The following is a 24,518-nucleotide window of genomic DNA, read 5'->3' on the forward strand; positions in this document are numbered from 1 at the left end:
AGGGCCCGGCTGTAGCTCGACCAGTTCGTTGTGCGAAAAAGAGGGATCGGCTTGCTCATAGAGCCAACCTAACCCGCTGACTCACAAACATGAATCCATGAGCCGGCCGGATAGTGCAACAAAGCCCCCTGAAGGCATTGAGCAATCTGACCCGCTATTTCTTCCGTGGCGAGGCTCTTCCCGCGATCGCCGATGTCGAGGGCGTCCGCCTGAAAGGCGAAGAGCCGCATGCAACGCCGCCGCGCAGCGCCCGTAAGCGCCAGGACAGCCCCCGCCAGCGCCTGGCGCAAGAGTTTCGCGGCTTGCGCGATACCCTGAGCCGCGATCCGGCGCAGGCCGATGAACAGATGTCGCTATTCTCAGTCAGCCTGATACGCGATCTGCCCGAGGCAAGCCCCCTTATGAATGATGCCCTTTCTCGGCTGCGCTCTGGCGATGATCCGTCACCCGCGCTCGACCGGCTTGCCGAGGCGCTGGACGGCCCGCCAAAGCTGGTCGCGGGTCCTGGTGACTGGACACCGATGCTATGGCCAGAGCCCGCGCCGAAAACGGCAGCGGAACCTGACATGCCCCCGGAGGCCCAGCCATGACCTTCACCTTCGCAACCGTAAAATATGAATCCGGTGACTGGGAAAGCGCCCCGAACCTGCCTGCGGCGCTGATCGACACGCTGGCAAAATACACCACCCTGCCCCTGTCGCCCTCTGGCGCGATTGTCGAACTCGGCTCGGACGAGATTTTCGAATATCCGTTCACATTCATGACCGGGCATTTCCCGGTCCGCTTTACCGACCGCGAACGCGCGAACCTCAGGCGCTATATTGATCGCGGTGGCTTCATGCTGATTGATGACCACAATCACGATATCGAGGGGGTCTTTCACCTGAGCGTGGTCGAAGAGATGAACCGGATCTTCGGCGGGCTTGAGGTCGTTCCGAACGATCATGAGATCTATCGCGCCTTTTTCACCTTTGAGGATGGCCCGCCAACGACCAGCCATGAGATGAACGGCTGGGGCGACCAGCTGGTTCATGAAGAGCTGTTTGCGGTGTTCCGCAATGGCCGGATCGGGTTGCTCTACAGCAACAAGGATTATTCCTCTGAATGGGATATGCGCCCGGAAAGCAAGCGCTTCATGGGGCTTGATCCGACGCTGTTCGGCGTGAACCTCGTTGTTTACGCGCTAAGCCGGTGACGGGGACGCGGATGATGAGAGACAGACAGATGTCAATGCGGCAGATCCTGGAACATGGCTTGCATGGGGTGGCGGTGATCGCCCTCGGAACCGCGCTATGGATCCTATCCGACAGCCAGGGCCAGGGGCCTGCCGCGCATCGCCAGCAGGTCACCGCGCCTGATCTGCGGGCCTGGACCAGGACACCGCCTGCCGGGGTCGGGCTTGATCTGGCAGAGCTGCCCGCGGCCGCGCACCGCGACTGGCTGGCGGCGCTGGCCGCCACGGGCACCCTGGTGAGCTGGCAGGCCTCTGCGCCGCTTCCGGCGCGCGGCGCAAGCCTGGAGCCGGTCGCCGACCCGCGCGCGCCCCTGCGGCTTTGGGTCAGTGCGGGCGATGGCGACACGCAGATCCGGCTGACGACAGGGCGTGAGGCAGAGGCTGGCCCCCCGCATATGTTGACCGGGGGCAAGGGCGTGTTCACACTTGCACCCGGCCCTGCAGTCGCAGGGTTCAGCCAGGCCCCGGGGGCAAAGGATATGGCCGCCGGATCGCCAGGTGCCAGCTCTTTGATCCGGGAATCCCTGGCGCTGAAGCCGCTTCTTTTGCTGGGGGCCCCCTCCTGGGAAGCGCGTTTCATGGCGCAGGCGCTGGAGGAACATGGCTGGCTGGTCGATGCCAGGCTGAAAGCCTCTGACACGGCGATCCTTGGGGTCACGCCAACTGACATCATCAAAAACACCCCACCGCCGCGCCGCGCTCAGCGTGGTCAGACCGGCGGCGGCAGGGCAGGCGGCGCCCGGAAACCGGCCGAGGCAGCCGCGCCGCCACCAGAGCCGACACCCCCGGTAATCAGCCCGGAAAACTATGCCGCAGTCATCGTAACCGATGCCAGCGCCGGGGATTATGCCGACGAGATCCGCGCCTATGTCGCGGCAGGCGGCGGACTTATCGTGACCGGACCGGATCTGCCAGCGGGGCTGACGACGATCCTGCCATCATCGCATTTTGACACGGCGCGTGAGCCCTCGAAATTCGGTGAGACTGCGCAACCGCGTGACGCGCTGGAGCTTTATCCGCTGGGCACCTTGCGTGAGGATGCGACCGCCCTTGAACAAAGCACAGAGGGCATCGCAGTCGCGCTGCGCCGCGAGGGAAAGGGGCTTGTGTTGCAAAGCGGCTATCACGATCTCTGGCGCTGGCAGATGAACGGCACGGCTGCCGATACCGAAGAGCAGTTCCGTCTCTGGCTTGCGGCGCTGCCGGCAGCTGTGGCTGACAGCCAGATGGTGCCAACCGCGGCCGATCCGGCGCTATTGGCAAAAAGCGATCCCGCTCCGCTTTCGGCCTGGTTTCAGGCGTTTGGCGAACCCGGCGCAAAGCCCGCCGCTACCGGGCAGTCTGTGTTACGGCCAGATCTGGGCTGGCTCGGCTTTCTCGCGCTGATTGCTATGGGCGCGCTGTCGCTGCAATGGGCCTCGCGCAGATTGCGCAATCTGCCCTGAGTTTCTTTTTAACCGCCGCGCCCCCCCCCATTGCTTCGCCCGGCCCCATGCCTGTGAAAGCGGAACAGCGACTACTTGCCTGAAAGCAGCCGCTGTCCTGCAAATCTCTGTTGTCAGGCTCTGCTAATTCCGCAGCAGGCGTGCTTCAAAAGCCTTTATATGCCTTCGGCTCAATACCCCGTAACAGGCCGGAGTTTCTTTCAACTCTGGAAATACGTCAAATATCTCATGCCGGGCCGCGCTGTCCAATGCGCTCATCGCGGTATCGCCTGGGTGAAAACTTTCCGACGGAACGCCCTCGGCGAAAATTATCTGGTGCCTGTCAAACATCACATGAAAATATTCGACAAGGCCGCCCGGCTGCAGCCGGATCGAGTGATCATTGACCAGATGTTTCGCAGGCACCAGGACCTCATCTTCCCCGAACAGAAGCTGCGCTTTCCAGCCAGTGATCAGCATACTGTGCTGTTGGGAAACCAGCAGCGGCCGTTTATTGCCAATGGCTCCTTTGCAAAACAGCACCGGGGCCATTGATCCTCTTGCGGGCATAACCCGCGAGCCAATCCACCGAATTTCCTGCAAGCCATCATCTTTGGTTCGCACCAGGTCCCCTGCCGCAAGGTCTTCTATATTGCGCAGGCCTGAGCAGGTTTCGATCAGCGTCCCCCTTGCGAAACATACCGGCATTCCGTCGGTGAAATCATAGCCGATCGTGGTGAGCGAGATGCTCATACTGACGCCAGCGAGTAAAGGCGCACCATCAGGATAATAGAGGTATGTGCGCATCCCCGCGCCAAGGCCAGATGCAAGTCCGGATGCAACCCCGGGGTAATAGACCTGAAAGACCAGGACCGGGCTTGGGAACCCGATGTCCAGGCCCAGAACGTCCAGAAGAACAGCCTCGCCATAGCCGACGAAAACGGCGTTAGATGATCCGTCCGAACCCGACCAGCCTGCAGTATCGCCCGGGTTTAAAATGCCATCAGCATCAGAGAGTGTGGCGCTTACCTGCGGGCTGAGCAGGCCGGCTAAAAGTAAATTGGCGTCGCCTCCAACAGCAATCGATACAAGGGTATTCAGCCTTACTAAGGTTCCCCCCCCACCTGGAATTTGAAACTCCAAATTTGCCTCCCGTAGTTCTTCCGGTGCGCGACAGCCAGGCACAACCGAAAGTTGTATTTGAGAGATTTGAATCAAATTAAGGTAGAAATGTGGCAGATCATGCGAAGCAGATTTGCTTTCGAAAGCGCATCAAAGGGCCCTGCCCCGCCTGCATTTCGCGGCGATTTCCCGTGCCACCCATAGGGTTTGCAAGACCCGCCCGGAAAGAGCCTTGCCATGAACACCTCGGTTTACGCCATGCGTTCTTAGCCCCCAGCTGGCCAGCCGGGGGGGCATTTCGCAATGTGCAGGCGGGATTGAAACAGAACGGGCGCTCGGGCTTTCTTCTGCGCGTTATTCAATTTCCAGCGGGGTGATCGCTACATCCGCAACGCCTTCGATCTGCAGAATATCGTCCATCAATGGCATCCAGTCATGGACCTGCGCACCAACAGCGCCAACAACCGTCAGGCAAAGCGTGGTGCTCTGATCGCTTGTCTTCAGGCCCGAGGATTGAAGACGCACCTGATGATCGCGCAGCGTTGCAAGCAGCCTGTCAAAGCTGGCGGGGGATTTGCCTGCTGCCGTTACATCGATCCGGATCGACTTAAAGCTCGGCAGAGCTTTCTGCAGCAGCCTGAGCGCTATCAATATTGCAATTGCGCAGGTCAGGCCGATGATGCCCAGCTCGATCATATCAGTGCCGAAGATCACACCCAGAGCAGCCGTCAGCCAAAGCGAAGCCGCCGTGGTCAAACCGTGAACCGAGGCACCGTTTCGAAAAATTACACCCGCGCCCAGGAAGCCTACGCCCGTGATTACCGCATGGGGCATGCGCGACATGTCAGACACGATCTGCGTGCCCTCGGGCAGGAAGGCCACCCATTCCGCCATTCTGAGCCCAAGAAGCGTCAGCAGGCACGAGGCGAAACAGACCAGGGTATGTGTCCGCAGACCGGCATCTTTGCCCTGCAGTTCCCGCTCCCCCCCGATCAGTATCCCTGAAATAATGCTGAACACTATGGGGACCATCATGTCCTTGTCGGTGAACCCCTGAAATATCGCCTCGAAATCCATACTCGCTTTCCGACTTTCTCGTTACTTTCCAGGCATCATCCCGCGTGCGCTCTGCAAGTCTGCACCACCTCGGGGAAGGGGCTGGCCCTTACAGGTTTCGCCCCCTGAAAAGCGCAAGCCCCACAGGCAGCTGTCAAACCTGAGCACGGTGCAGACAGACCTCTCGCTGACGGACAGCAGGACAATGCAACAGCGGGATGCGCCAGCGGGATGCGCCTGCACCTGTCCTTCATCCTGGGGCGGGCGGGGAATTTGGGCAAGCCGCAGACCTCACCGCAGATGCAAGGCAGGCAAAGCTATGCTCATGCCCTGCGCCAGGCCCTCCTGCGCCCAATGCGATGCCACGAAATACGGGGCAGCACCGGGCCCCGGGTATCAGCAAGACCAGGATCCCTGTGCGGCGGTGATAATCCGGGAAATTCCCAGGATACCCGAATATCGAAAGCCGCCCCGGAATACCCAGGGCGGCTCTTTTCGTGCTGGCTTTTTCCATTCTGGCGCTTGCATCTCAGCCAAAACCAGGCCTGCGCAAGGACCGTTGGCTGTTACTCAGCGGCTTTAAAATGGGCCTCAGCTGCGGCCAGTACTTCACGCGCGACAGCCGCTTCTTCGAAGCCTTTGGCTTCCATCCCGCCATCCGGGCCTTTGTAATTTGCGAACCAAAGACCAATGATGTCGCTGACACCGGGGTATTCACTGTCAAGCTGCGCCATGCTCTCGATATGCGAGAACGGAGAGCCTTCCGCAAGAACCGCGATAAGCTTGTCATCCTGCTCACCGCCATCAAGCATTTTCAGGACGCCGATCAACCGAACATTCGTCACCTCGCCCCGCGGGATAGCCTGTCCGATCACAAGAACATCCAGCGGATCGCCATCACCGCCCAGATCCTTCGGAAGGGCCGTGCCAGGGATGGCCCCGTAGTTTCCGGGGTAGCCAAGGTAATTCACGATGCGGGGCTTGTCGTTCTTATACTCCCAGTAGACCGCTTTCGGGTCTTCCTTGCTGACCTCCCATTTGGCCGAGGTGCCTGTGGGGATCTCGACAATCGCGCGCACCGAGCCGTCTGCATTGGTCGGCGCAAGCTTCATCAGATCATCGCTGCCAACGATAGTGAACTGATCTTTAACCTGCATGGCGTCACTGTTGCGGGTGCTGTCTGCATAGGCCAGACCACCGATGGTTTCGGCGCCAGCCGCCGGGGACAAAGCGACAAGCCCCAGCGAGGCGGTCAGGATTGCTGCGATTTTCATCAGGTCTCTCCACTCAGATTTCTGAGCGCGTGTAGCAAGGCAAGTTGACAGATACGTGACGGGGTGCGGGATCGGGCGCGGGGAAAAATCCCCCTTGTTGCAGACCCGCTAAGCCTATGGGCGCCCCTCGCTTCCCAGGCGGGCCCGCCGCAGTCACAGCCCCGGCACAGCTGTCAAAGCTTGCGCAGATATGCCGCTGAGACATAGCCTTTCAGCCCGCGGGCCTGCTTAAGAGAGACCTTGCACCAGCGCGTGCTGCCGCTTTGCTCACAACTCTGGACCCTGACCAATGCGCCATTCGGCAAGCCGACGATTATGCGATAGCCGATGCCCGGGCCAGAGCGCATCTTCAGCATATCCTCGGCTTCGACCCCGACGACCTCATACTCACCCGCGACGCCGGCCTGCACCGGAGACAGAAAGACCACGGCGGCAAGTGCTGTGGTTGCGAAAAATTGGATGGCGCGGTGCATTTGCCTCTCCTGCTTTTTGTATTGGCCCGGCATGGGCGGCCACTGGTAACCTGCGGGCGCGGGCGCGTCCACAGGAAGAGCAGGGCCGTCTGCGAACCCGGCAGATCCTGACCAGGCACCGTCAGAGGCGACGGCCCTTCTGCGACGAAGGATCTCCAAGACGGCGGAATATCCACCAAAAGGCCGGTAAAACCGCCGCTGGTGTCGGGACAGAAAACGTCCAATAATTTCCCGGCACGGTTTCCCCGCGAAATCTGGATCTCAGCACGAACCGCCTGGCGTCAATCCTCTTCCGGCGCGACCGGCAGATCAATCGAAGGGACAGGATCACGGCTTAGCAGCCCCGCATCTTCCATCGCCTCAATATCGGGCAGATCACGCAATGAGGCAAAGCCGAAATGCTCCAGAAAGCCCTGCGTTGTGACCCAGGTATAGGGTGCGCCCGGCTCCGGGCTGCGCGGACCACGCCCGATCAGCCCCTGACGAAACAGACGCGCGACCGTATCGCGGCTGACCTCGCGCCCCGTCATCCGCGAGATGGCACCACGCGTCACCGGCTGCAGATAGGCGACAGCCGTCAGGATCAGCGCCTCACCGGGCGTAAGGTTGCGACTGCTGTCAGCCGGGGCCAGCGCCGCCCGGATCGCCGGAGCAAAACGTGAGCGCGTGCGCATCTGCCAGCCCGCCGCCACCCGCGCGATTTCATAGGGGCGGTCTTGCAGACTGTTGGCGACATCCTCGATCAGAAGATCCAGGCTGACCCCCTGCCCCACCACCCGGGCCAGCACCTCACGCGTGACCGGGGTCGGGCTGGCGAAGATCACCGCCTCAGCCCGCGCCATCCATTCGCGCCAGCGCATCGCCTGGGGCAGATCGGGCAACTCAGGATCAAAGCGATCAGCCGCCATGGTCAAAGCCCGTATAGCCGGAAGGTCGCCCGGCCGGTCAACTCGCGCACCGCCCCCGCATCAATCAGCCGGTCATAGAACCGACGGGCCGAGCGGTCGCTGGTTTCGGCCCCCGCCCCGGCGGCCAGCGCATCCTCATCCAGAAGTGCTGCGACCCTTGCGGCGGCATCGCGGCCCCGCAGGCGCGGCGCGGCGCGCAGCAAAACCTCAGACCTGCGCAAAAGATCGGCGTGCTCATCCGCGGCCGCCAGCGCCGCGACCGCAAAGCCCCGCGCACAGGCATCGCGCCAGGCCGCCCCCTGCCCCGCCAGCCGCAGATCGGCCCGCTTCAGCCCAAGCGCCAGCAAAGGCACCGGAACCGCCCAGCCCAATGCCCGCGCCAGAACCGCATCGGCCAGCGCCAACCCGCGCCGAGCCGCACCAGATTGGGCCGGGCCGCCCGTGATCAGCACCTCGGCGGCGCTAGCGGCTTCGGCAATCGCAGCGCCACGTTGCGGCAATGCCAGCGCCAGATCATGCAGCCGTTCCACCAGATCCTGGTCGCCCTGCAACCCAAAACGCTGCGGCAACTGCGCCGCCCAATCCTGCAACCGCCCCCCCCGCGAAGAGGCCAGCCAGCGACACCCCGCATAGATCTGCGCCGCCGGGCCGGGGTCATCCCCCTCACGCCGCAAGACCCAATGATCGCGCAGCCTGGCCTGATCAACCCGATGACCATCAAGCTGAGCGATCACCTCTGCGACCGCGAGCGCCCGTCGCTTGCGCCACAACGCCCCCGGTGCCGTCATCGCGCGCGCCAGCGGATCCAGCCAGGCCAGTGCCGCACCGGCCGCAAAGCCGGGATCCCCCTCATGCGCCAGCCGCAACCAGCGCGGCACCGACGGATGCGCGGCCGTCAGCTCTGGCAAAGGCGGGCGGATCTTCGCCCGCGAAGCGCTGCGTGATGGGGGCTGTGGCTGGGTCATGCCCGCTCCAGCAGCTGCGCCATATCCCGCAGACCGCGCAGCACCAGATCCCGATCTGCAGTCGCGCCACCGATGCGGATCGACCAGCCCTTCGCTTCTTCATGCGCCTCGATCACCAACCCCGAAGGCAGAATATGCCGCGCCGTCGGCTCGCGTTTTGGACGCCCGCCCCGGCTGGGATCGGCGGGCTTTTCAACCAGCGCGGCCAGCGCCTTATCCAGATGGACCGCCTCTTCAGCTGCGCTTGCCGGGCTGTGAAGGGCCAGGCTTTCGCGCAGCCGCCCCTCGGCCCCGTCGCGCAGGGCAGCCGCCAGTCGCAGACCATCTTTTTCCCGCAACTGTTCGGGGAAGGCGAGCATATCGCCCAGCTCTTCAAAGACCAGCGCGAAAGAGCGGATCTTCGAACGCTTAGCCTTTGAGGCCACCGGGAACAGCGCATCCACCGCCGCCTCGACATTGGCAAAAGCGCCCTGTTGCACGGCCAGAACCGCAATCCGCCCGCGCTCATATTGGCTAAGCCCGGCGCGGACCTCATTCTCTTCGACCATCGCGGCAATCGGCCCGCCCATGGTTTCCGGGTCGCGCAACACGGCGCGGATCCGGTCGTGGCGCGGATCGCCGCTCAGCGCTTTCAGCGCCCGAACCGCCATCAGCCGCCGATAGCCCGACAAAAGACCATAGCCGCCACCGGGCAACGTGAAGACCTCAATCGGCAGCCGCAGCCCATTCTTTGCAATCGAGAGCTTCAGCTCTTCCATCTCTTCGGCGCCAATCGCGCTGCGATCACGCACCAGCGCATCGGCGTCGATGCCGTCAATCGGCAGCTCCAGCATGACCAGCCCCTGGCCCTGCGCCTCGCGCCAGGCATTGGCATCAGCGTGATCGCGGGCTGCGGCCAGCCGTTCATGCGTGGGGCGCGGATCGGCAGCGGCAGCGGCCTCGGCCGCAACGGCGGCAATCGGGGCCATGGTCGGCCGGGCCAGCGACGTTTCGCGGCGAAACTCTTCCTCGACGCGGTTGATATCGGCCAGCGATGGCGGCACCAGGGTTCTGCGTTTTGCCATATCCTCAGCCCTCCTCGCCGGCTTTTGCCATCTGCTGATCACGCCACCAGGTGCCAAGGATCAGCTCTTTCACCTCGGCCCAGGTGCGGTCAAAGGTTTCGCGCCCGCGCACCCAGGTGTCACGATTGTAGTCGCGGTAATCGGTCTCATAGATGCCCGAGACCTGCTCGCCCGCCTGCCCCACCATCGCCGTCACATCCTGACGGTAAGTGGTCATGAAATCGCCAAACCAGGCCTGAACCACATTGGCCAGATCGGTCTGCTGGGCAGCATCAAAACGGGTGATCAGCGCCCTGACCGCGTCCCATTCAAAGCGCATCTCAGGCAGCCCCGATCCACGACGGGCGCGATTCTCCCCCTCTTCGATAGAGGCGAAGGTCGAATAGATCATATCGAAAAAGCGCCCGGTCGAGTCGAATTCGAGGAAAGACGCCCCCAGTGGCACCAGCAGGATATCAGCGGCCGACAGCGCATTGATGGTCAGATAGCCAAGCGCGGGCGGGGTATCGAGCAGGATGATGTCATAGTCATCGAGCAACCCGCCCTCTGAAAGCGCGTTGGAAAGCGCATCCCAAAGCTGCCAGGACCGCAGCTGCATCCGCCAGACGGGAACCTGAAACTCGGCCCAGTAAAGATTCAGCTGCGCCCCGATCAGATCGATATTCGGCCAATGGGTCTTTTGCACAAGGTTTCGCGGCGAAACCTTCAGCGCCTCGGTCAGGGTTTCATCAAAGGTGAAAGGGGCCTCGCCATTGGCGGTGCGGATCTCATTCTCTTCCTGCAGCCGCAACGCATAGTCGCGGGCCAGCAGCGGGAAAACGGTGCTCCATTCATCTTCAACCTTGCCGCCCATGATCGAGGTCATCGAGCCCTGGCTGTCCAGATCGATCACCAGCACCTTATAACCATCCAGCGCTGCCGACATCGCCAGATGCGCCGCGGTCGAGGTCTTGCCAACACCGCCCTTGAAGTTCGCAATCGCCACGACTTTTGCGGGCAGACCCTCGGGCCGCCAGGCGCGGTATTCGCGGCCCCGCGCGCCCTCAGCCGCGAAATGCGTGCGCAGCGCAAGCACCTCTTCGAGTGTGAACCATTTGGAACCGCCTTCACCCTCGCCCTGGGGCAGATCAGGGTTCAGCCGCAAAACCCGGCGCAGATGGGCGGAATTGACCGGGATCAGATATTTGCAGACCTCCCAGGTCGAGAAGCGGCGCAGACGCTTTTTCCCATCCGGCGCATAGCCACGGCGGGCAAGATCATCGCGGCCCCGCGTCGCAAAAGCGGCAGCCTTGGCAAAGCGGGCGGTATCAATCGGCTCTGCCAGTTTCTGCGCCGCCTGGGCAGGATCAATGTTGAAATAGGGAGGAAGTTCGACCTTGCCCTGAGTCGCTGGTTTCTGTGCCATTGCTTGCCTGTATGTCCGCAGTTTATGCTGATATCGCCGCAACTATGGCACATCGTCTGGCGAATGGGAATCTCTGCATTCGACCAGGAGGCTGTTCTTCTGAGAAAATATTCAGATCAGACGCAATCAGCCAGTTGTTTAATGGATTTTTTTCTCTTTAGAAGCTTTAGAACGTCACTAATCCAGCAAAAACAGCAGGTTCAGGGCCGTTTGGTGCCCATATTCAGGGTCAGAGGCACCTGAATGCAGGCGCAAAGGTATCCGGATACAGGAAGAGAGGTTCCGATTCGCAGGGATCCCCCCGGAAAACGGGGGTGGGCATGCGAAAAAGGCCATAACAGAGCCTGTTTTGCCAGGGGGGCCGATTCTATACATAAACTATCCACAGGGGGGATACCGCAGACGGATACCTTTCGCCAGCGACCAGCTGCTTCAGGTATCCGTTTACGGTGAGCTGGATTTCCGGAGGTGACAGGCTGCTGACGGGTCTCCGCGATCTTCTTGCCTTTGGATACCTTTTGCCGGATGATCACAGGCAATCAAAGGGCAGCTGGCAGATTCGTAAGATCCTGCACAGCCCCTGAATGACCTGCTGGCATGTGCGCATATGAGGTGCTCATGCACAGGCAGGCGTGGCACGAGGGCAGGCGATGCAGGTTTCAGAACGAATGGCAGGCGAGCGGACGACACCGGACAGGCAAAACCAGGACCGGCAAAACGACGATATTCCGCGCGATCGGCTTAGCGGCCCATTGCGGCGCGGCGCGGTGAAAAAGCATGTCGCGGCGATCCATGTCTCGGGCAAGCTGACGCTTTTGCAGCGCAAGCTGTCCAATGTGCTTTTGCTGAACGCCTATGACACGCTGACCTCGCAGACCCGGCATCAGATCGACGCGCGCACGCTGTGCCTGATGATCGGCTATAATTCGAATGATATGGAGACGCTGAAGGCCTCGCTGCGCGGCCTGGCCGAGACGGTCGCCGAATGGGACATGCTGGATGCGGATGGCCAGCAGGAATGGGGCGTCTCAGCGCTGCTGTCTTACGCCAAGCTGAAGGGCGGTATTTGCGAATATGCCTATTCGCCGGCGCTGGCCGAAAAGCTGCATGATCCCAAGGTTTTTGCGCTGATCAATCTGAACATCCAGCGCCGTTTTACCTCTGGCCATGCTCTGGCGCTTTACGAGAACTGCTATCGTTTTGTGCGCACCGGCTCGACCGGCTGGTGGTCGCTGGATCTGTTCCGCCGGCTGATGGGGGTGGCGGACAGCCCCTATTATGATGAGTTCAAGCATCTGAACGCCAAGATTATCAAGCCTGCGGTGGCCGAGGTGAACAAGACCTCGAACATCTCGGTGGTGCCGGAGCTGCGCAAACTGGGGCGGCAGGTCAGCGAAATCCGCTTTCTGATCAGTGAAAACCCGCAGCTGGCGATCCTTGATCTCGATGATGGCGAGGGATTGCGCAACTCTGACAGTTACGCCCGGCTCAGGGCGCTTGGGGTGTCGGATCGGCTGGCGCGGCAGTGGATTCAGGAACATGGCGAGGACCATTTGCGCCAGAAACTGGACTATGTCGCAGGCCAGGAAGGGGTCAGGAACGCGGTGGGCTATCTTTCGAAAGTGCTGAAAGATGACGGGGCAGGCGGCAAGGGTCTGATGGTTTCGCCGCGAAACCATGAGGCATCCGCCGCTGCATTTTCGCCCGCCATGCTGTCCCCTCGGGCAAGGCGGATCGCGCGGATCCAGGAGTTGGCCCAGGCCCGCACCCCCACGCAGCGCGACGCGGATCGGCGGCTGTTCCAGGCGCGGCTGGACGGTGCGGCCCGGGATGACTTTGAACGCCATGGCTGGATGTCAGCGATCAACGCGGCGGCGATTGTGGCGTTTTGGGAAGAGGTTTCGCCCGGCGCCTTTGAAGGATTGGGAGAGCCGGAATGAATTCTGCCGGGGCAGGGGGACGCTCTTTCATCTCGCGGGGCGTGGCGCATATCGATGTCGCGCATAGGGGCGATCCGGTTTCGGTCGGCTTTGTGCTGGTGCCGCAGTTTACCATGCTGGCCTTCACCTCGGCGGTCGAGCCGCTGCGGGTTGCCAATCAGCTGGCCGGAAAGACGCTGTTCGAATGGGCGGTCTGGTCCTCTGAGGGCGAGCCTGTCATGGCCTCGAACGGGATGAAGGTGGTGGTTGATGGGCCGCTTCCGGCAGAGGCCCCCTCGGGCTATGTGCTGATTTGTGCGGGCACAGAGCCTGAAATGACCTCGACCCGGCGGCTTTCGGATTGGGTCAGGGTGCAATGGCGGCGCGGTCGCACGGTGGGCAGCCTTTGCACCGGGGCCTATACCCTGGCCAAGGCGGGCATCCTGAAGGATCGCCAGTTCACCCTGCATTGGGAGAATATCCCTGGCTTTATCGAAACCTATCCCGATCTTGAACCGCTGCGGCGGGTCTTTTGCATCGACAACCGGGTGATCACCTGTGCGGGGGGCATCGCCTCGGCCGAGCTGGTGGTGAAGCTGATCTCAGAGCATTACGGCCCGGCGCTGGCGCAGGCGGTGATGGATATGTGTCTGCTGACCCATATGCGGCGCGAAAGCGATGACCAGATGACCTCGCTTGCCTCGCGCCTTGGGACGAGGAATGAGCATGTGGTGAAGGCGGTGGCCTGGCTGGAGGGGCGGCTGGCCGAGGACTTTTTGCTGGAGGATTGCGCCGATCACGTGGGTGTCACGCCGCGCCAGATTCAGAGACTGTTCCGGCGGTATCTGGGGGTAACCCCGGTGCAATATCTGAACGGGCTGCGGCTGCAGCATGGGCGGCTTTTGCTGTCGGAAACCAATATGACGGTGATGGAGGTGGCGGTGGCCTGCGGCTATGTTTCCTCATCCCATTTCGCCCGCAGCTTCCGCCAGAAATATGGCGTATCGCCGAACAAGTATTCGCATTTCCCTGGCGGTGATCGCGCGGCTGTGGCGGATCGGGGGTAGGGGGCAGGTTTCATGGCGGGAAAGGATTTCGCAACGGTTTCGGGAAGAAGGTCGCAATCCTGTCGCTCATGTCGTAATATGACCATCGACCTGACAGGTTTGAGTTGATTTTCTAAGAAGAGGGACTCACCTGCCGTTGTTGTAGCCGCATCTGCGGCTGTTGGTAGATATGACCGGAATGACAAGACAGAGGGACATGGTCAGACTGCATTTGTCATCAGAGACTGCCCCGGCTGCGCAGGCATTTAAGCCTGATCTGCCGCTGCTCCAGCCCATTGGTCCGGGCTGCGCTGCCCTGAAAATTCATGGGGTTGCCCGACAGGCTGCATCTGACATGCCTGCTGCATGCATCGCTTTCGCGCCCCTTTCCGCCGCCCGTTCTGCAGGGCCAGACCCTGCTTTTATGAGGAGCGCGATTTTCTGAACGCCACTTTTCGCAGGACGAAGCGGTATCGCCTGCGATCTCTTTCAAACAAACCGCCAAATAGGGAGATAGCCATGAAAAGATCTGTCGCAACTGTTGCGCTTTCGCTGGGCCTTGGGCTTGGGGCAACGGCAGCTTTCGCTGACTGCGGAGATGTGACCATCGCCAGCATGAACTGGCAAAGCGCCGAGGTCCTGGCCGCGCTGGACGCGATCATTCTGACCGAGGGCTATGGCTGCAACGCCAGCGTGATCACCGGCGACACCGTGCCGACCCTGACCTCGATGGCAGAGCGCGGCCAGCCCGATATCGCGCCTGAGGGCTGGGTTGATCTGGTTCCCGAGGTGATCGCGCGCGGCACCGAAGAGGGCCGCCTGGTCAAGGGCGCGCTGGCGCTGTCGGATGGGGCTGTTCAGGGCTGGTGGATCCCGAAATATCTGGCCGATGCCAATCCGGATCTGAAAACCATTGATGATGTTCTGGCCCGCCCGGACCTTTTCCCGGACGCCGAAGATCCCTCAAAAGGGGCGGTTTTCAACGGCCCGCAGGGCTGGGGCGGCACGGTGGTGACCACCAATCTTTTCAAAGCCTATGGCGGTGAAGAGAAGGGCTTCAAGCTGATTGATACCGGCTCGGCGGCGGGTCTGGATGGCTCGATTGCGCGGGCCTATGAAAACCAGCAGGGCTGGGTTGGCTATTACTGGGCCCCGACCGCGCTTTTGGGCAAGTATGAAATGGTCAAGCTGGAGCATGGCGTGCCCTATGACGCCGAGGCCTGGACCGCGTGCAACGCCAATGCAGACTGCACCGACCCGCAAAAGAATGACTGGCCGGGTGATACCGTTCAGACCATTATGACCTCGAAATTCGCGGAAAGCGCGCCTGCGGATGTGAAAGCCTATCTCGACACCCGGTCGTGGTCGAATGCGACAGTGAACGGGCTGATGGCCTGGATGACCGACAATCAGGCCAATGGCGATGATGGGGCGCGTCACTTCCTTAAAGAGAATGAGGAAATCTGGACCAAATGGGTCACGCCCGAGGCCGCTGAAAAGATCAAAGCCAGCCTCTGATCAAAGCGCCGTTTTGGCCTGAGAACCTGCATTCCGGCGGCTTTGCGGCTGCCGGAATGTGAGACCAATTCCGCCAAATGACCAAAGAGGCCCGGCAAGGGCCGGCATGTGCATTTCCCATGTTTGACTGGGGCACCGATGGAGGGGCACCGAATGGACTGGCTTACCAAATTTCCCACCATGGAGACCGCCACCCTGCGCGATCTGCGCAAGGCGATTGACGACAGTTTCCGCAGCTTCACCCGCGCCTGGGGCGATACGTTTGAGTGGTTTTTCGAACCCCTGCGCATCTTCCTGATCCAGGCCGAGCGGCTGATGCTGAACACGCCCTGGCCCATCGTGCTGGCGGTGATCGGGCTGATCGCCTGGTTTGCCAGCCGCAGCTGGAAGATCACCGGCTTTGCGGTGGTGGCGCTGATGGTGATCGGCTGGTTCGGCATGTGGGATGATACGATGCGGACGATCTCGATGATCTTCGTCTGCACGGTGGTGGCGATTGCGGTGGGGATCCCGATCGGCATCGTGATGGCCAGATCAAACCGGGTGCAGGCGGTGGTGAACCCGATCCTTGACGTGATGCAGACCATGCCGAGCTTTGTCTATCTGATCCCGGTGGTTATGCTTTTGGGCATTGGCCGGGTGCCAGGCGTGATCGCGGTGGTGATCTATGCCATTCCGCCGATGATCCGGCTGACGAACCTTGGGATCCGTATGGTCGACAAGGATGTGCTTGAGGCGGCGGATGCCTTTGGCTCGTCCTCCTGGCAAAAGCTGAAGAATGTGCAGATGCCGCTGGCCTTGCCGACGATCATGGCCGGGATCAACCAGACGATCATGATGGCGCTGGCGATGGTGGTGATTGCGGCGATGATCGGTGTGCAGGGGCTGGGGCAGCCCGTTTTGCAGGCGATCAACAACCAGTATTTCTCGATTGGTCTGTTCAACGGCTTTGCGATTGTCTGCATCGCCATCATCTTCGACCGTGTCAGCCAGGCTTATGGCCGCCGTCTGCAAAAGCATCTGGAGATCGTCCATGGCTGATAAACCCGCAATCGGGATTGAAATCCGTAAGCTTTACAAGATCTTCGGCCCGAATGCCGCCGAGATGGTGGCGCGGGTCGAGAATGGCATGACCAAGACCGAGCTGAACGAAAAGCACGGCCATGTGCTGGGTCTGCGCGACATCAATATCTCTATGCCCGCGGGCGGGATTCAGGTGATCATGGGCCTGTCTGGCTCGGGTAAATCGACGCTGATCCGCCATATCAACCGCCTGATCGACCCGACCTCGGGCGAGGTGGTGGTGGGCGGCGAGGATGTGGTCAAAATGAACCCCGACCAGCTGCGCGAGTTCCGCCGCCATCAGACGGCGATGGTGTTCCAGAAATTCGCGCTGCTGCCGCACAGGAATGTGCTGGAAAACACCGTCTACGGGCTTGAGGTTCAGGGCGTTGATCGCGCCTCTCAGGTGAAATCGGCGACCATGTGGCTGGAGCGGGTCGGGCTGAAAGGCTTTGAGAAGAAATACCCCAACCAGCTGTCTGGCGGCATGCAGCAGCGGGTTGGCCTGGCGCGGGCGCTGGCGAATGACGCGCCGATCCTTCTGATGGATGAGGCCTTCTCGGCGCTTGATCCGCTGATCCGGGTCGATATGCAGACGATCCTGCTGGATCTGCAAAAGGACATCCGCAAGACCATTGTCTTTATCACCCATGACCTCGATGAGGCGCTGCGCCTTGGCGACCGTATCGCCATTTTGCGCGACGGCAATATGGTGCAGCAGGGCACCGGCCAGGACATCGTGATGAACCCGGCTGATGGCTATATCCAGAGCTTTGTTGAGCATGTGAACCGGGGCAAGGTTATCCGCGTCTCAACTGTGATGAAGCAGGGCGGCGCGGGTGAAGGGCTGGCAAGTATCGCATCCGATGCGCTTTTGGATGATGCGGCACGGCAGCTGATTGCCAGCAATGCCACGCATCTGCAGGTGACAGATGCGGCGGGACGCCCGGTCGGCACAGTTGATATGGCGGCGATTACGCGGGGGATCTTCCCGGCGGGTGGCGGCCAGATCTGACGCCGGGGGCCCCTGGTTTTATCGGACGTTGTTTCTTTCGACAAAGGCGGCGCTTTGGGGCGGATACAGCCATGCCCGGCGCCGCCGGTGTCGCCCCGGTTGTGTCTGTAAGCAGCACGACCGGGCGGCTGCATCCGTTTTATTTTGCGGAAGGGGGCAAAGTCGCCCGAACAGTAATCATTCTGCAATATTGGCGTGATTCAGTCTGCAGCGCCGAATTCCAGGGGGATTGCAAGTGGCAAATACTGACTTGTTTGTGCCCGGGGTTGCGTTAAAAATCACGCGGCTGTGAGTATTGCGGCCCTTTGTGCCTTCGATCCAGACATTGCTGAACGGATAAATTACATGAAGATCGTTCTTTCCGCGCTGACGGTTTTTCTCTGCACCAGCTCGATTGTCGCCGCTGAATGCGATGCAAAGTTCGAGGCCGAGCTGCGGGTGGCGACCGAAGGCATGAAATCGCTGGAACAGGCAAAGCGACGGCTGCAGTCGCGCCTGGATGGTCAGGATTTCCGGATCGGTAATCTTAGCGCAGAGCAGGATCAGACCGGCTTGCCCGATGCACCGAAGCTGCCCGATCTCGCGCTGCCCGCCGCCGAGAATGGTGAGGGGTGCACAGCCGCGCCCAGCCGCCAGACAGAGGCGGTCGCTGCGGCGACAGTGGTGCTCGATCAGATCAAAGAGGCTGTCGCAACCCGTGACAAGCTGCTGACCGAGGTTGAGAAAGAAGGCCGTATTACATCCGAGGTGCCGGTCGAGGTGCCTGTGGCGGTTTCGGATGAGCCTGCAGAAAAGAAAGAGGCAGAGGCCCCCGTGGAAACGGCCGCTGCGCCTGAGGCAAAGGCCGATGATACCCCTGCGGCAAGCGCAGATCAGGCCGAAACAGAGGCTGCTGCGGCTGATGACACTGGCGCTGCTCCTGCTGGCGCTGACAGTGCTGCCTCGGATGATGTTGGCCCGGACGATGTTGGCCCTGACGGTGGGGATACTGTCGCGGCGGCAAATGCGGATGATGCGTCGGCGCCTGAGGCAAAAGACGCTGCAGAAGATGCGGCGCAGGATCCCGCGCCTGCAGAAGTCGCCGCCGCCGATCCGGATGCGGCAGTCCCATCTGATGCCCCATCTGACACCCCCGCCGAAGACGCCGAAGCTGCACAGCCCGAGGCGGCGCAGCCTGATGTTGCGGCTGATCCTGCCGATCCTGGCACCGGGGTGGATACTGCACTGGCCGATGAGGTGCCCACGGGCCCGCTGCCGCTGACCGATCCGGAAAATGCCGAGGCCTATATCCGGGTGATCTCGCAGCCGGGCATGGTGCTTTATCCCGAGGCAGGCGCGACGGATGCGGGAACCGAGGTTCCGGTATTCTCGATTCTTTACGTTTTTGAGCGTCGTGAGATCGGTGGCGAGCCCTGGATGCAGGTTGGCCGCACCGTGCGCGGCGGCCCAGAGGGCTGGGCGCGTTCTGACAAGGGCGTTGACTGGACCAATATGCTTGTCATGCAATTCGCTCCGCGCGGCAAACGCAACCAGGTGCTGTTCTTTGAGGAAGAATCGGCGCTGAACTCGCTGGTTTCCGGGCCGTTCTATCAGCGCGACGCGCAAAAACTCTATGATTCCATCGCGGATGAGCGCGGCAAGGCCGACCCCGACTGGGACAAACGCCTGGTGGCGATTGAGCCTCAGTCGGCTGTCACTTACGATTCCAAACCCTATCTGCTGCCGATCCTGGATTGGCGCAGTGAGATGTTTGACGGCACCACCGACACGACGCTGGTTCGGGTGGCGGCGCTGCCTTCGGCCCCAACCGCCAATATCGGGGCGCGTGACGAAGAAAGCTTCAAGAACGATTCGCGGGTGGCCGCAGGCGAAAGCGGAGAGTTCCGCGTCGGCGTGGTTTTCGTGATCGACACCACGATCTCGATGCGGCCCTTCATTGATCAGACGCGCCAGGCGGTCGAGCAATTCTATGAGGCCTTCAGCAAGTATGATTCCTCGAATTACGTGTCCTTCGGGCTGGTGGGTTTCCGCGACAATATCGCAGGCAACCCCGATGGCCTGGAATATGTGACGCGGGTGTTCCAGCCGCTTGACCCCGAGGCCCCGGCCAGCACCGTCCTGTCGAACATCGGCCGGGTGACCGAGGCGACGGCGCCGACCAAGGGTTTTGCCGAGGATGCGATTGCCGGTCTGACTGACGCAATCGACCAGAATGACTGGTCGCCCTATAATGCGCGGGTGATTATCCTGGTCACCGATGCCTCGGCCCGCAGCGGTGATGGGGTGAAATACCCGGATATGACCCTTTCGCGTCTGCGCGAAAGGGCACGCCAGCAGGGGATCTCGATTGTTCCGCTGCATCTGCTGACGCCTGCAAATGCCAAGGGTGATGCCGATATCGCGCGTGGCCAATATGGCGATCTGGCGGGCACCGGCGATATCGCCAGCGATAAATATATCGCCATCGATGCGACCTCGGATGAAGAGTTCAGCCGCACCGTTATGCGCCTTGCGACAGAGGTTGCAGGCAGCACGATGGTGGTCAATTCGGGCGAATTGCTGCACGACGAAGAGGATGAGCCGGTCCCGGTCGATTACGCAAAGCCCGAGGAAAAAATCGCAGCGGTGATCAACAATGAGATCTTCCGCGCACAGCTGGAAAGCCTTGGCGATATTGACGACGGGGCGGCACCTGCCTTCCTGTCGGGCTGGGCGGCTGACCGCGATCTGACCGCGCCCGAGACCGAAACGCTGGAGGTTTCTGCCTTCCTGACGCGTAACCAATTGTCCACGCTGGACAAACGGCTTGAGGCGATCATCGGGGCTTTCCGCTCGGGCGGTGATAATCCGCAGACCTTCTTTGCCAATCTGCAAAAGCTGGCGGCCGAGACGGCGACCGATCCCGACAATATCCGTGCCGGTGATAGCTCGACGATTGAGGCGATCCTGCCCGCTTTCCTGAAAAATCTGCCCTATCGCAGCCAGGTTCTGCGCCTTGACCAGGCCTATTGGTCGTCAATGTCGGTGGCGCAGCAGCAGGAGTTCATCGAGAACCTTGAGGCCAAGCGCAAGATCTACGGCGACATTTTCAGCCAGACCAACAACTGGGCCGATTTCGGGGCAGGGGATCCGGGGCTTGAGGCCACGCCGGTTCGTCTGGTTCACCTGCCGTAAGCCCAGGACATGGAAGGACTGATTGCCTTTGAGGGGCTAAGCCTGCGCCGCCCGCCGCGTCAGGGTGCGAAACCCTGGCGGATGGAGGTTGAGGCTTTCACCCTTCATCCCGGGGCGCGGATCGGGCTGATCGGGGAAAGCGGCTCTGGTAAAAGCACGTTTCTCGATTTCCTGGCGCTGATTGCCCGGCCCGAAGGGATCGGAAAATTCAGCCTGGCCGGAGAGGATGTCACCCGCCTTGTCCGCAACGGGAAAGGCGGCGCTCTGGCCCGCAGGCGCAGTCGCAATATCGGCTATGTGCTGCAAGATGGCGGGCTGTTGCCCTATCTGACGGTGCGGGCCAATGCGGGGCTGGCGCGTTCGCTCAGCGGCAGGCGCGATCTGCCGGGGCTGGATCAGATCGCGGGCCAGCTGGGCATTGCCGGGCATCTCGACAAGCGGCCCGCGCATCTTTCTGGCGGGCAGCGTCAGCGGGCGCAGGTCTTGCGCGGCCTGGCAACCGGGGCGCAGATCCTGCTGGCTGATGAGCCGACGGCGGCGCTTGACAATGAAAACGCGCATCGCACTTTTCAGGCGCTGACATCGGCCCCGCCGGGGACCGCCCTGGTGGTCGCCAGCCACTGGCCAGAGCTTTTGCGCGATTTCGGCTTCTTCCTTTGCCGCGTTAGTCTGCGCGAATACCCCGGTGAGGTCGTCGCGGAATTGCAAGCCGCCGAGGGCCTGGCATGAGACGGGCCGCTACACTTCTTAACCTGGCGCTGCGCGATCTGGCGCATGGCTGGCCCTCGACACTGTGCCTGATTGTGGCGGTCGCGGTGGCGCTGGTTCCGGTTTTGCTTTTGGGCGGGCTTAGCCAGGGGGTGGTTGAAAATACCCTGTCGCGCCTGCGCTCGGACCCGCGTATTCTTGAGCTGAAGCTGGCCAATGACCAGCAGATTCCGCCCGAATGGTTTGAGGGCAGGGCAGAAGATGCGCGGATTGGCTTTCTCTTGCCCCGCGCTCGCTATCTGGCGGCGACCGTGCGGATGCGTGGCCCGGATTCGCGCTCGATTGCAGAGCCGCGCCTGATCCCGACGGCGGCGGGTGATCCGCTGCTGACAGGGCTGCCGGTGCCGCAGGGCCTGTCCGAAACCGTGTTGACAGAGCGGCTGGCCAAAGAACTGGCGGTCAGCGCGGGCGATGAGGTTGAGGTGATCATTCAGCGTCAGGTTGGTGAAAACCTTGAGGCGGCGCGCCATCAGATCAAAGTGTTGGCCGTTCTGCCGCGTGATCTTATGCAAAGTGACGATATTTTCGTCGACCGCGCCTTTGAAACGGCGGTCGAGCGCTGGCGCGAGGGCTACGCTGTGCCTGATCTTGGCTGGCAACCCGCGCCTGGGCGGGCCGAGGATGCGCCCGCCCGCAGCTTTGCCTCTTTCCGGCTTTACGCCCGGGATATCCGTGACGTGCCTGGCCTGCGCGATGATCTGATTGATGAGGGCTTCGACGTTACCACCCGCGCCGAAGAGATCGAGGCCGCGCTGGCGCTTGAGGCCGGAATCGGTTGGGTTTTCAGTGTGATCGGCACATTTACCGTTCTGGGTTTCGCGCTGACGCTGGGCCTGCATCTGGCCGCCGCCGCGATGGAGAAGGCCCGCGAAATGTCGCTTTTGCGGCTGTTGGGCTTTGGCACCGCCTCGGTCGCGGCGCTGCCTTCGCTGCAGGGCGGGCTGATCGCGCTTGGCGGTGCAGCGCTGGCGGGGGCGGGCGTGCTGGCGGTGCAGCCCCTGGTGAACCGCTCGCTTGCCGGGATCGGCGGGTTGCAGGGCGAGATCATGGCGCTGACGCCGTTCCTGGTTGGCCTTGCGGTGCTGGTTGCCTGTGCGGCGGGGCTGCTTTCGGGTGTTGTGGCGGGCTGGCGGATCGCCAGGTTGCAGATTGCAGAGGGGTTGCGCCATGACTGATCCGCGCAAATGGGCCGCGATTGCGCTTGGCGTTCTTCTTGGCGCGGGGCCGGGGCTTGCGCAGGACAAAGCGCCCTGGTGCCAGATCGACGATCCCGCCGCCTGGAGCCAGGCGCGCCGGGCGCTGATCGACAGCGGCGCCGAAACGCTTGATGATGTGCCCTGCCCACAGATCGCCGCGCCTTCCCTGCTGGCCGAAGAGGTCGCGCTGCCGATGCCCTGCGGGCGGCATATGATGTTTCGCCGCGTTGACGTGCCCGCGCAGCATCCGCTGGATCAGATCGCCGGGAACTTTGGCCGCATCATTGATATCGACGCCGAGACGCCGCAATCGGTGCTGTCGAACAGCCCCTGGATCGCCCCGGTTTCGGGCGCGTTCAGCCTGACGGCTGACGGCAAGGCCGCGGGCTCGGACCAGCTGCAAAACCTGGGCTCGCGCTCTTATTACCTCGCAAAATATGAACTGACCGAGCCGCAATGGCGCGCCTTTGCCGATGGTCTTCTGGCGCTGCCTCCGGCAGATACGCTGGCGGCAGATGCCCCGGCCTGCGCCGCTTATGATGCCGCTTTGCAGGCGGGCGATCTGCGCCAGATCCCGGCCAAAGGCGGCCTTTCCTGGTATGACGCGATTGCCTTCAGCCGGGCCTATAACGCCTGGATGATGGCGCTGGACCGGGATCGTCTGGCCCGATCCGAGCCGCCTTTCATGCCATGGGAGCAGGGCGCGACCGGCTATCTGCGCCCCCCGACCGAGGCGGAATGGGAATATGCAGCCCGGGGCGGGGCGGCCTTTGTCACCACGCAAAGCCGCTCGATCCGCTATTATTCGGTGCTGGATGCCAGTGGCAAAGTGCGCGAGCCGGATCTGAAAGAGATCTGCGCCGAGCCGCCGCGCGACGGTGCCCCGCGTCTGGGCGCGGTGGGAACGCGGCTGCCCAATCTTCTGGGTCTCTACGATATGTTGTGTAATGCCGAAGAGATCGTCCTGGATCTGTTCCGCCCGACCCGGCCCGATGGGCTGTCTGGCCAGACCGGGGGGGTGATCACCAAGGGCGGGTCGTCGCTTTTGCTGCGCGAGCAGAACACGGTTGGGCGGCGCTCTGAGGCGGCGGCTTTGTTTACAACGGCAGGCGAGGGGGCTTCGCCCTCGATGGGGCTGCGGCTGGCGATTTCGGCCCCGGCCTTCCCGGGGCGGCGCAATGACGGCGCGGCTTTTTCTGAGGGCATCGCCAATCAGCCGCTGGAAGAAGAGCTGATGGCGGGCCGAAATGAGTTGTTGCAGGGGGGCGCCAGTATGATCGGCCCCGAGGGCGGCAAGCTTTTGTCGGAAGAGGTCGGCCGCCTGCGCCGTGAGATCGAAGAGCGTGATATGACGCGCGAGGAACTGGGCCGCCAGACCTCGGAATTGCAGGTGCAGATCGACCGTCTCAGCGCCGAGCTGGCGGTGCGCGAACGTGAGGCGGCGCAGTTCTCGATCCGCTCTGGCGTGGTTGCGGGCAATCTGATGGACCGCGTTGGCCGCAATGTGATCAATGCGATGGATCAGCTGGCCGCCAATGAAGAGCAGCTGCCAACCCAGGCCGAAAAGCGGGCGCTGGTGACCCGGATCATGCCGCCGATTGCCAACAACCAGAACCGGATCGACGATGCCTATGATCTGTATCTGCAGGTGCAGGTTGGTCTGGCGGCGCGGCCTGAACGCTTTGCGCTGGACCGGATCGCCGAGATCCGGGCGCAGATGCAGGGCTCTGGCCAGGCGACGCTGATCGACTCGCTGATGCTGTTTGAACGCCATCAGGCTGAGATCCGGGCGCAACGTGGCCAGCTGACCGATGAGATGCGCCGGGCCTGGAAATACGACCTCGATACCACCCGCCGTGAACGTGAAGACAAATATCCCAATTATCATTGAACCG

20 protein-coding genes are annotated in these 24,518 nt (G+C 61.9%); 12 read left to right on the forward strand and 8 right to left on the reverse strand.

Features of this window, described 5'->3' with window-relative positions; all coding sequences use genetic code 11:
• The first annotated feature begins 113 nt into the window (after window positions 1–113).
• From HOY34_RS12275 to HOY34_RS12285, 3 genes are read left to right on the forward strand one after another with little or no spacing between them, the layout of a single operon-like run.
• Window positions 114–590 (forward strand): ATP-binding protein, encoded by a 477-nt coding sequence (locus HOY34_RS12275; protein WP_172363256.1) that lies wholly within the window; start codon window positions 114–116, stop codon window positions 588–590.
• Window positions 587–1,195, forward strand: a complete 609-nt coding sequence (locus HOY34_RS12280; RefSeq protein WP_172363258.1) for a DUF4159 domain-containing protein — start codon at window positions 587–589, stop codon at window positions 1,193–1,195. Before HOY34_RS12275 ends, HOY34_RS12280 begins: the two co-directional genes overlap by 4 nt.
• A gap of 29 nt (window positions 1,196–1,224) precedes the next feature.
• Complete coding sequence (locus HOY34_RS12285) at window positions 1,225–2,679, forward strand: hypothetical protein (protein WP_172363260.1); 1,455 nt, start codon at window positions 1,225–1,227, stop codon at window positions 2,677–2,679.
• Between the two features lie 123 nt (window positions 2,680–2,802).
• Here the strand turns inward: HOY34_RS12285 and HOY34_RS12290 are convergent, their stop codons facing one another.
• The 8 genes from HOY34_RS12290 to HOY34_RS12325 all read right to left on the reverse strand — a co-directional run bounded on the left by HOY34_RS12290 (window position 2,803) and on the right by HOY34_RS12325 (window position 10,925).
• Window positions 2,803–3,801 (reverse strand): Hint domain-containing protein, encoded by a 999-nt coding sequence (locus HOY34_RS12290; RefSeq protein ID WP_172363262.1) that lies wholly within the window; start codon window positions 3,799–3,801, stop codon window positions 2,803–2,805.
• Between the two features lie 333 nt (window positions 3,802–4,134).
• On the reverse strand, window positions 4,135–4,857 hold the full coding sequence (locus HOY34_RS12295) for an MgtC/SapB family protein (RefSeq protein ID WP_172363264.1): 723 nt from the start codon (window positions 4,855–4,857) through the stop codon (window positions 4,135–4,137).
• Between the two features lie 545 nt (window positions 4,858–5,402).
• Window positions 5,403–6,110: an inorganic diphosphatase gene (locus HOY34_RS12300; protein WP_172363266.1), complete on the reverse strand. Its 708-nt coding sequence runs from the start codon at window positions 6,108–6,110 to the stop codon at window positions 5,403–5,405.
• 173 nt (window positions 6,111–6,283) lie between these two features.
• Entirely contained in the window at window positions 6,284–6,583 is a 300-nt protein-coding gene (locus HOY34_RS12305; RefSeq protein WP_172363268.1) for an SH3 domain-containing protein, read from the reverse strand.
• Window positions 6,584–6,864: 281 nt separating this feature from the next.
• A complete protein-coding gene (gene scpB / locus HOY34_RS12310; RefSeq protein ID WP_172363270.1) occupies window positions 6,865–7,491 on the reverse strand; it encodes an SMC-Scp complex subunit ScpB in 627 nt (208 codons plus the stop codon).
• Between the two features lie 2 nt (window positions 7,492–7,493).
• The gene (locus HOY34_RS12315; RefSeq protein WP_172363272.1) at window positions 7,494–8,456 is read right to left on the reverse strand and encodes a DUF1403 family protein; all 963 of its coding nucleotides are present in this window, start codon (window positions 8,454–8,456) and stop codon (window positions 7,494–7,496) included.
• A complete protein-coding gene (locus HOY34_RS12320) occupies window positions 8,453–9,520 on the reverse strand; it encodes a ParB/RepB/Spo0J family partition protein (protein ID WP_172363274.1) in 1,068 nt (355 codons plus the stop codon). The genes HOY34_RS12315 and HOY34_RS12320 overlap by 4 nt, the downstream gene beginning before the upstream one ends.
• Window positions 9,521–9,524: 4 nt before the next feature.
• Window positions 9,525–10,925, reverse strand: coding sequence for an AAA family ATPase (locus HOY34_RS12325; RefSeq protein ID WP_172363276.1), 1,401 nt, complete (start codon window positions 10,923–10,925; stop codon window positions 9,525–9,527).
• A 668-nt stretch (window positions 10,926–11,593) separates the two neighbouring features.
• Here HOY34_RS12325 and HOY34_RS12330 point away from each other — a divergent pair.
• From HOY34_RS12330 to HOY34_RS12370, 9 genes are all read left to right on the forward strand, one after another.
• Window positions 11,594–12,865 (forward strand): replication initiation protein, encoded by a 1,272-nt coding sequence (locus HOY34_RS12330; RefSeq protein ID WP_172363531.1) that lies wholly within the window; start codon window positions 11,594–11,596, stop codon window positions 12,863–12,865.
• Window positions 12,862–13,911, forward strand: a complete 1,050-nt coding sequence (locus HOY34_RS12335) for a GlxA family transcriptional regulator (protein WP_172363278.1) — start codon at window positions 12,862–12,864, stop codon at window positions 13,909–13,911. The genes HOY34_RS12330 and HOY34_RS12335 overlap by 4 nt, the downstream gene beginning before the upstream one ends.
• A gap of 498 nt (window positions 13,912–14,409) precedes the next feature.
• On the forward strand, window positions 14,410–15,408 hold the full coding sequence (locus tag HOY34_RS12340; protein WP_172363280.1) for an ABC transporter substrate-binding protein: 999 nt from the start codon (window positions 14,410–14,412) through the stop codon (window positions 15,406–15,408).
• 153 nt (window positions 15,409–15,561) lie between these two features.
• A complete protein-coding gene (locus HOY34_RS12345; protein WP_172363282.1) occupies window positions 15,562–16,449 on the forward strand; it encodes an ABC transporter permease in 888 nt (295 codons plus the stop codon).
• Window positions 16,442–17,485 (forward strand): quaternary amine ABC transporter ATP-binding protein, encoded by a 1,044-nt coding sequence (locus tag HOY34_RS12350; protein WP_172363284.1) that lies wholly within the window; start codon window positions 16,442–16,444, stop codon window positions 17,483–17,485. Before HOY34_RS12345 ends, HOY34_RS12350 begins: the two co-directional genes overlap by 8 nt.
• Before the next feature lie 345 nt (window positions 17,486–17,830).
• A complete protein-coding gene (locus tag HOY34_RS12355; RefSeq protein ID WP_172363286.1) occupies window positions 17,831–20,659 on the forward strand; it encodes a vWA domain-containing protein in 2,829 nt (942 codons plus the stop codon).
• Window positions 20,660–20,668: 9 nt separating this feature from the next.
• Complete coding sequence (locus HOY34_RS12360) at window positions 20,669–21,388, forward strand: ABC transporter ATP-binding protein (protein WP_172363288.1); 720 nt, start codon at window positions 20,669–20,671, stop codon at window positions 21,386–21,388.
• Complete coding sequence (locus HOY34_RS12365; RefSeq protein WP_172363290.1) at window positions 21,385–22,602, forward strand: ABC transporter permease; 1,218 nt, start codon at window positions 21,385–21,387, stop codon at window positions 22,600–22,602. The genes HOY34_RS12360 and HOY34_RS12365 overlap by 4 nt, the downstream gene beginning before the upstream one ends.
• Window positions 22,595–24,514: a formylglycine-generating enzyme family protein gene (locus HOY34_RS12370; protein WP_172363301.1), complete on the forward strand. Its 1,920-nt coding sequence runs from the start codon at window positions 22,595–22,597 to the stop codon at window positions 24,512–24,514. The genes HOY34_RS12365 and HOY34_RS12370 overlap by 8 nt, the downstream gene beginning before the upstream one ends.
• Window positions 24,515–24,518: the final 4 nt, after the last annotated feature.

The sequence above is a fragment of the Pseudogemmobacter hezensis genome (assembly GCF_013155295.1).
GTDB lineage: Bacteria > Pseudomonadota > Alphaproteobacteria > Rhodobacterales > Rhodobacteraceae > Pseudogemmobacter > Pseudogemmobacter hezensis.

Coding starts and splice junctions, on each gene's coding strand:
- HOY34_RS12335 (WP_172363278.1), top strand. CDS start 12,862: ATGAATTCTGCCGGGGCAGGGGGACGCTCTTTCATCTCGCGGGGCGTG.
- HOY34_RS12315 (WP_172363272.1), bottom strand. CDS start 8,456: ATGACCCAGCCACAGCCCCCATCACGCAGCGCTTCGCGGGCGAAGATC.
- HOY34_RS12350 (WP_172363284.1), top strand. CDS start 16,442: ATGGCTGATAAACCCGCAATCGGGATTGAAATCCGTAAGCTTTACAAG.
- HOY34_RS12330 (WP_172363531.1), top strand. CDS start 11,594: ATGGCAGGCGAGCGGACGACACCGGACAGGCAAAACCAGGACCGGCAA.
- HOY34_RS12370 (WP_172363301.1), top strand. CDS start 22,595: ATGACTGATCCGCGCAAATGGGCCGCGATTGCGCTTGGCGTTCTTCTT.
- HOY34_RS12320 (WP_172363274.1), bottom strand. CDS start 9,520: ATGGCAAAACGCAGAACCCTGGTGCCGCCATCGCTGGCCGATATCAAC.
- HOY34_RS12305 (WP_172363268.1), bottom strand. CDS start 6,583: ATGCACCGCGCCATCCAATTTTTCGCAACCACAGCACTTGCCGCCGTG.
- HOY34_RS12280 (WP_172363258.1), top strand. CDS start 587: ATGACCTTCACCTTCGCAACCGTAAAATATGAATCCGGTGACTGGGAA.
- HOY34_RS12340 (WP_172363280.1), top strand. CDS start 14,410: ATGAAAAGATCTGTCGCAACTGTTGCGCTTTCGCTGGGCCTTGGGCTT.
- HOY34_RS12355 (WP_172363286.1), top strand. CDS start 17,831: ATGAAGATCGTTCTTTCCGCGCTGACGGTTTTTCTCTGCACCAGCTCG.
- HOY34_RS12325 (WP_172363276.1), bottom strand. CDS start 10,925: ATGGCACAGAAACCAGCGACTCAGGGCAAGGTCGAACTTCCTCCCTAT.
- HOY34_RS12295 (WP_172363264.1), bottom strand. CDS start 4,857: ATGGATTTCGAGGCGATATTTCAGGGGTTCACCGACAAGGACATGATG.
- HOY34_RS12285 (WP_172363260.1), top strand. CDS start 1,225: ATGTCAATGCGGCAGATCCTGGAACATGGCTTGCATGGGGTGGCGGTG.
- HOY34_RS12365 (WP_172363290.1), top strand. CDS start 21,385: ATGAGACGGGCCGCTACACTTCTTAACCTGGCGCTGCGCGATCTGGCG.
- HOY34_RS12345 (WP_172363282.1), top strand. CDS start 15,562: ATGGACTGGCTTACCAAATTTCCCACCATGGAGACCGCCACCCTGCGC.
- HOY34_RS12360 (WP_172363288.1), top strand. CDS start 20,669: ATGGAAGGACTGATTGCCTTTGAGGGGCTAAGCCTGCGCCGCCCGCCG.
- scpB (WP_172363270.1), bottom strand. CDS start 7,491: ATGGCGGCTGATCGCTTTGATCCTGAGTTGCCCGATCTGCCCCAGGCG.
- HOY34_RS12300 (WP_172363266.1), bottom strand. CDS start 6,110: ATGAAAATCGCAGCAATCCTGACCGCCTCGCTGGGGCTTGTCGCTTTG.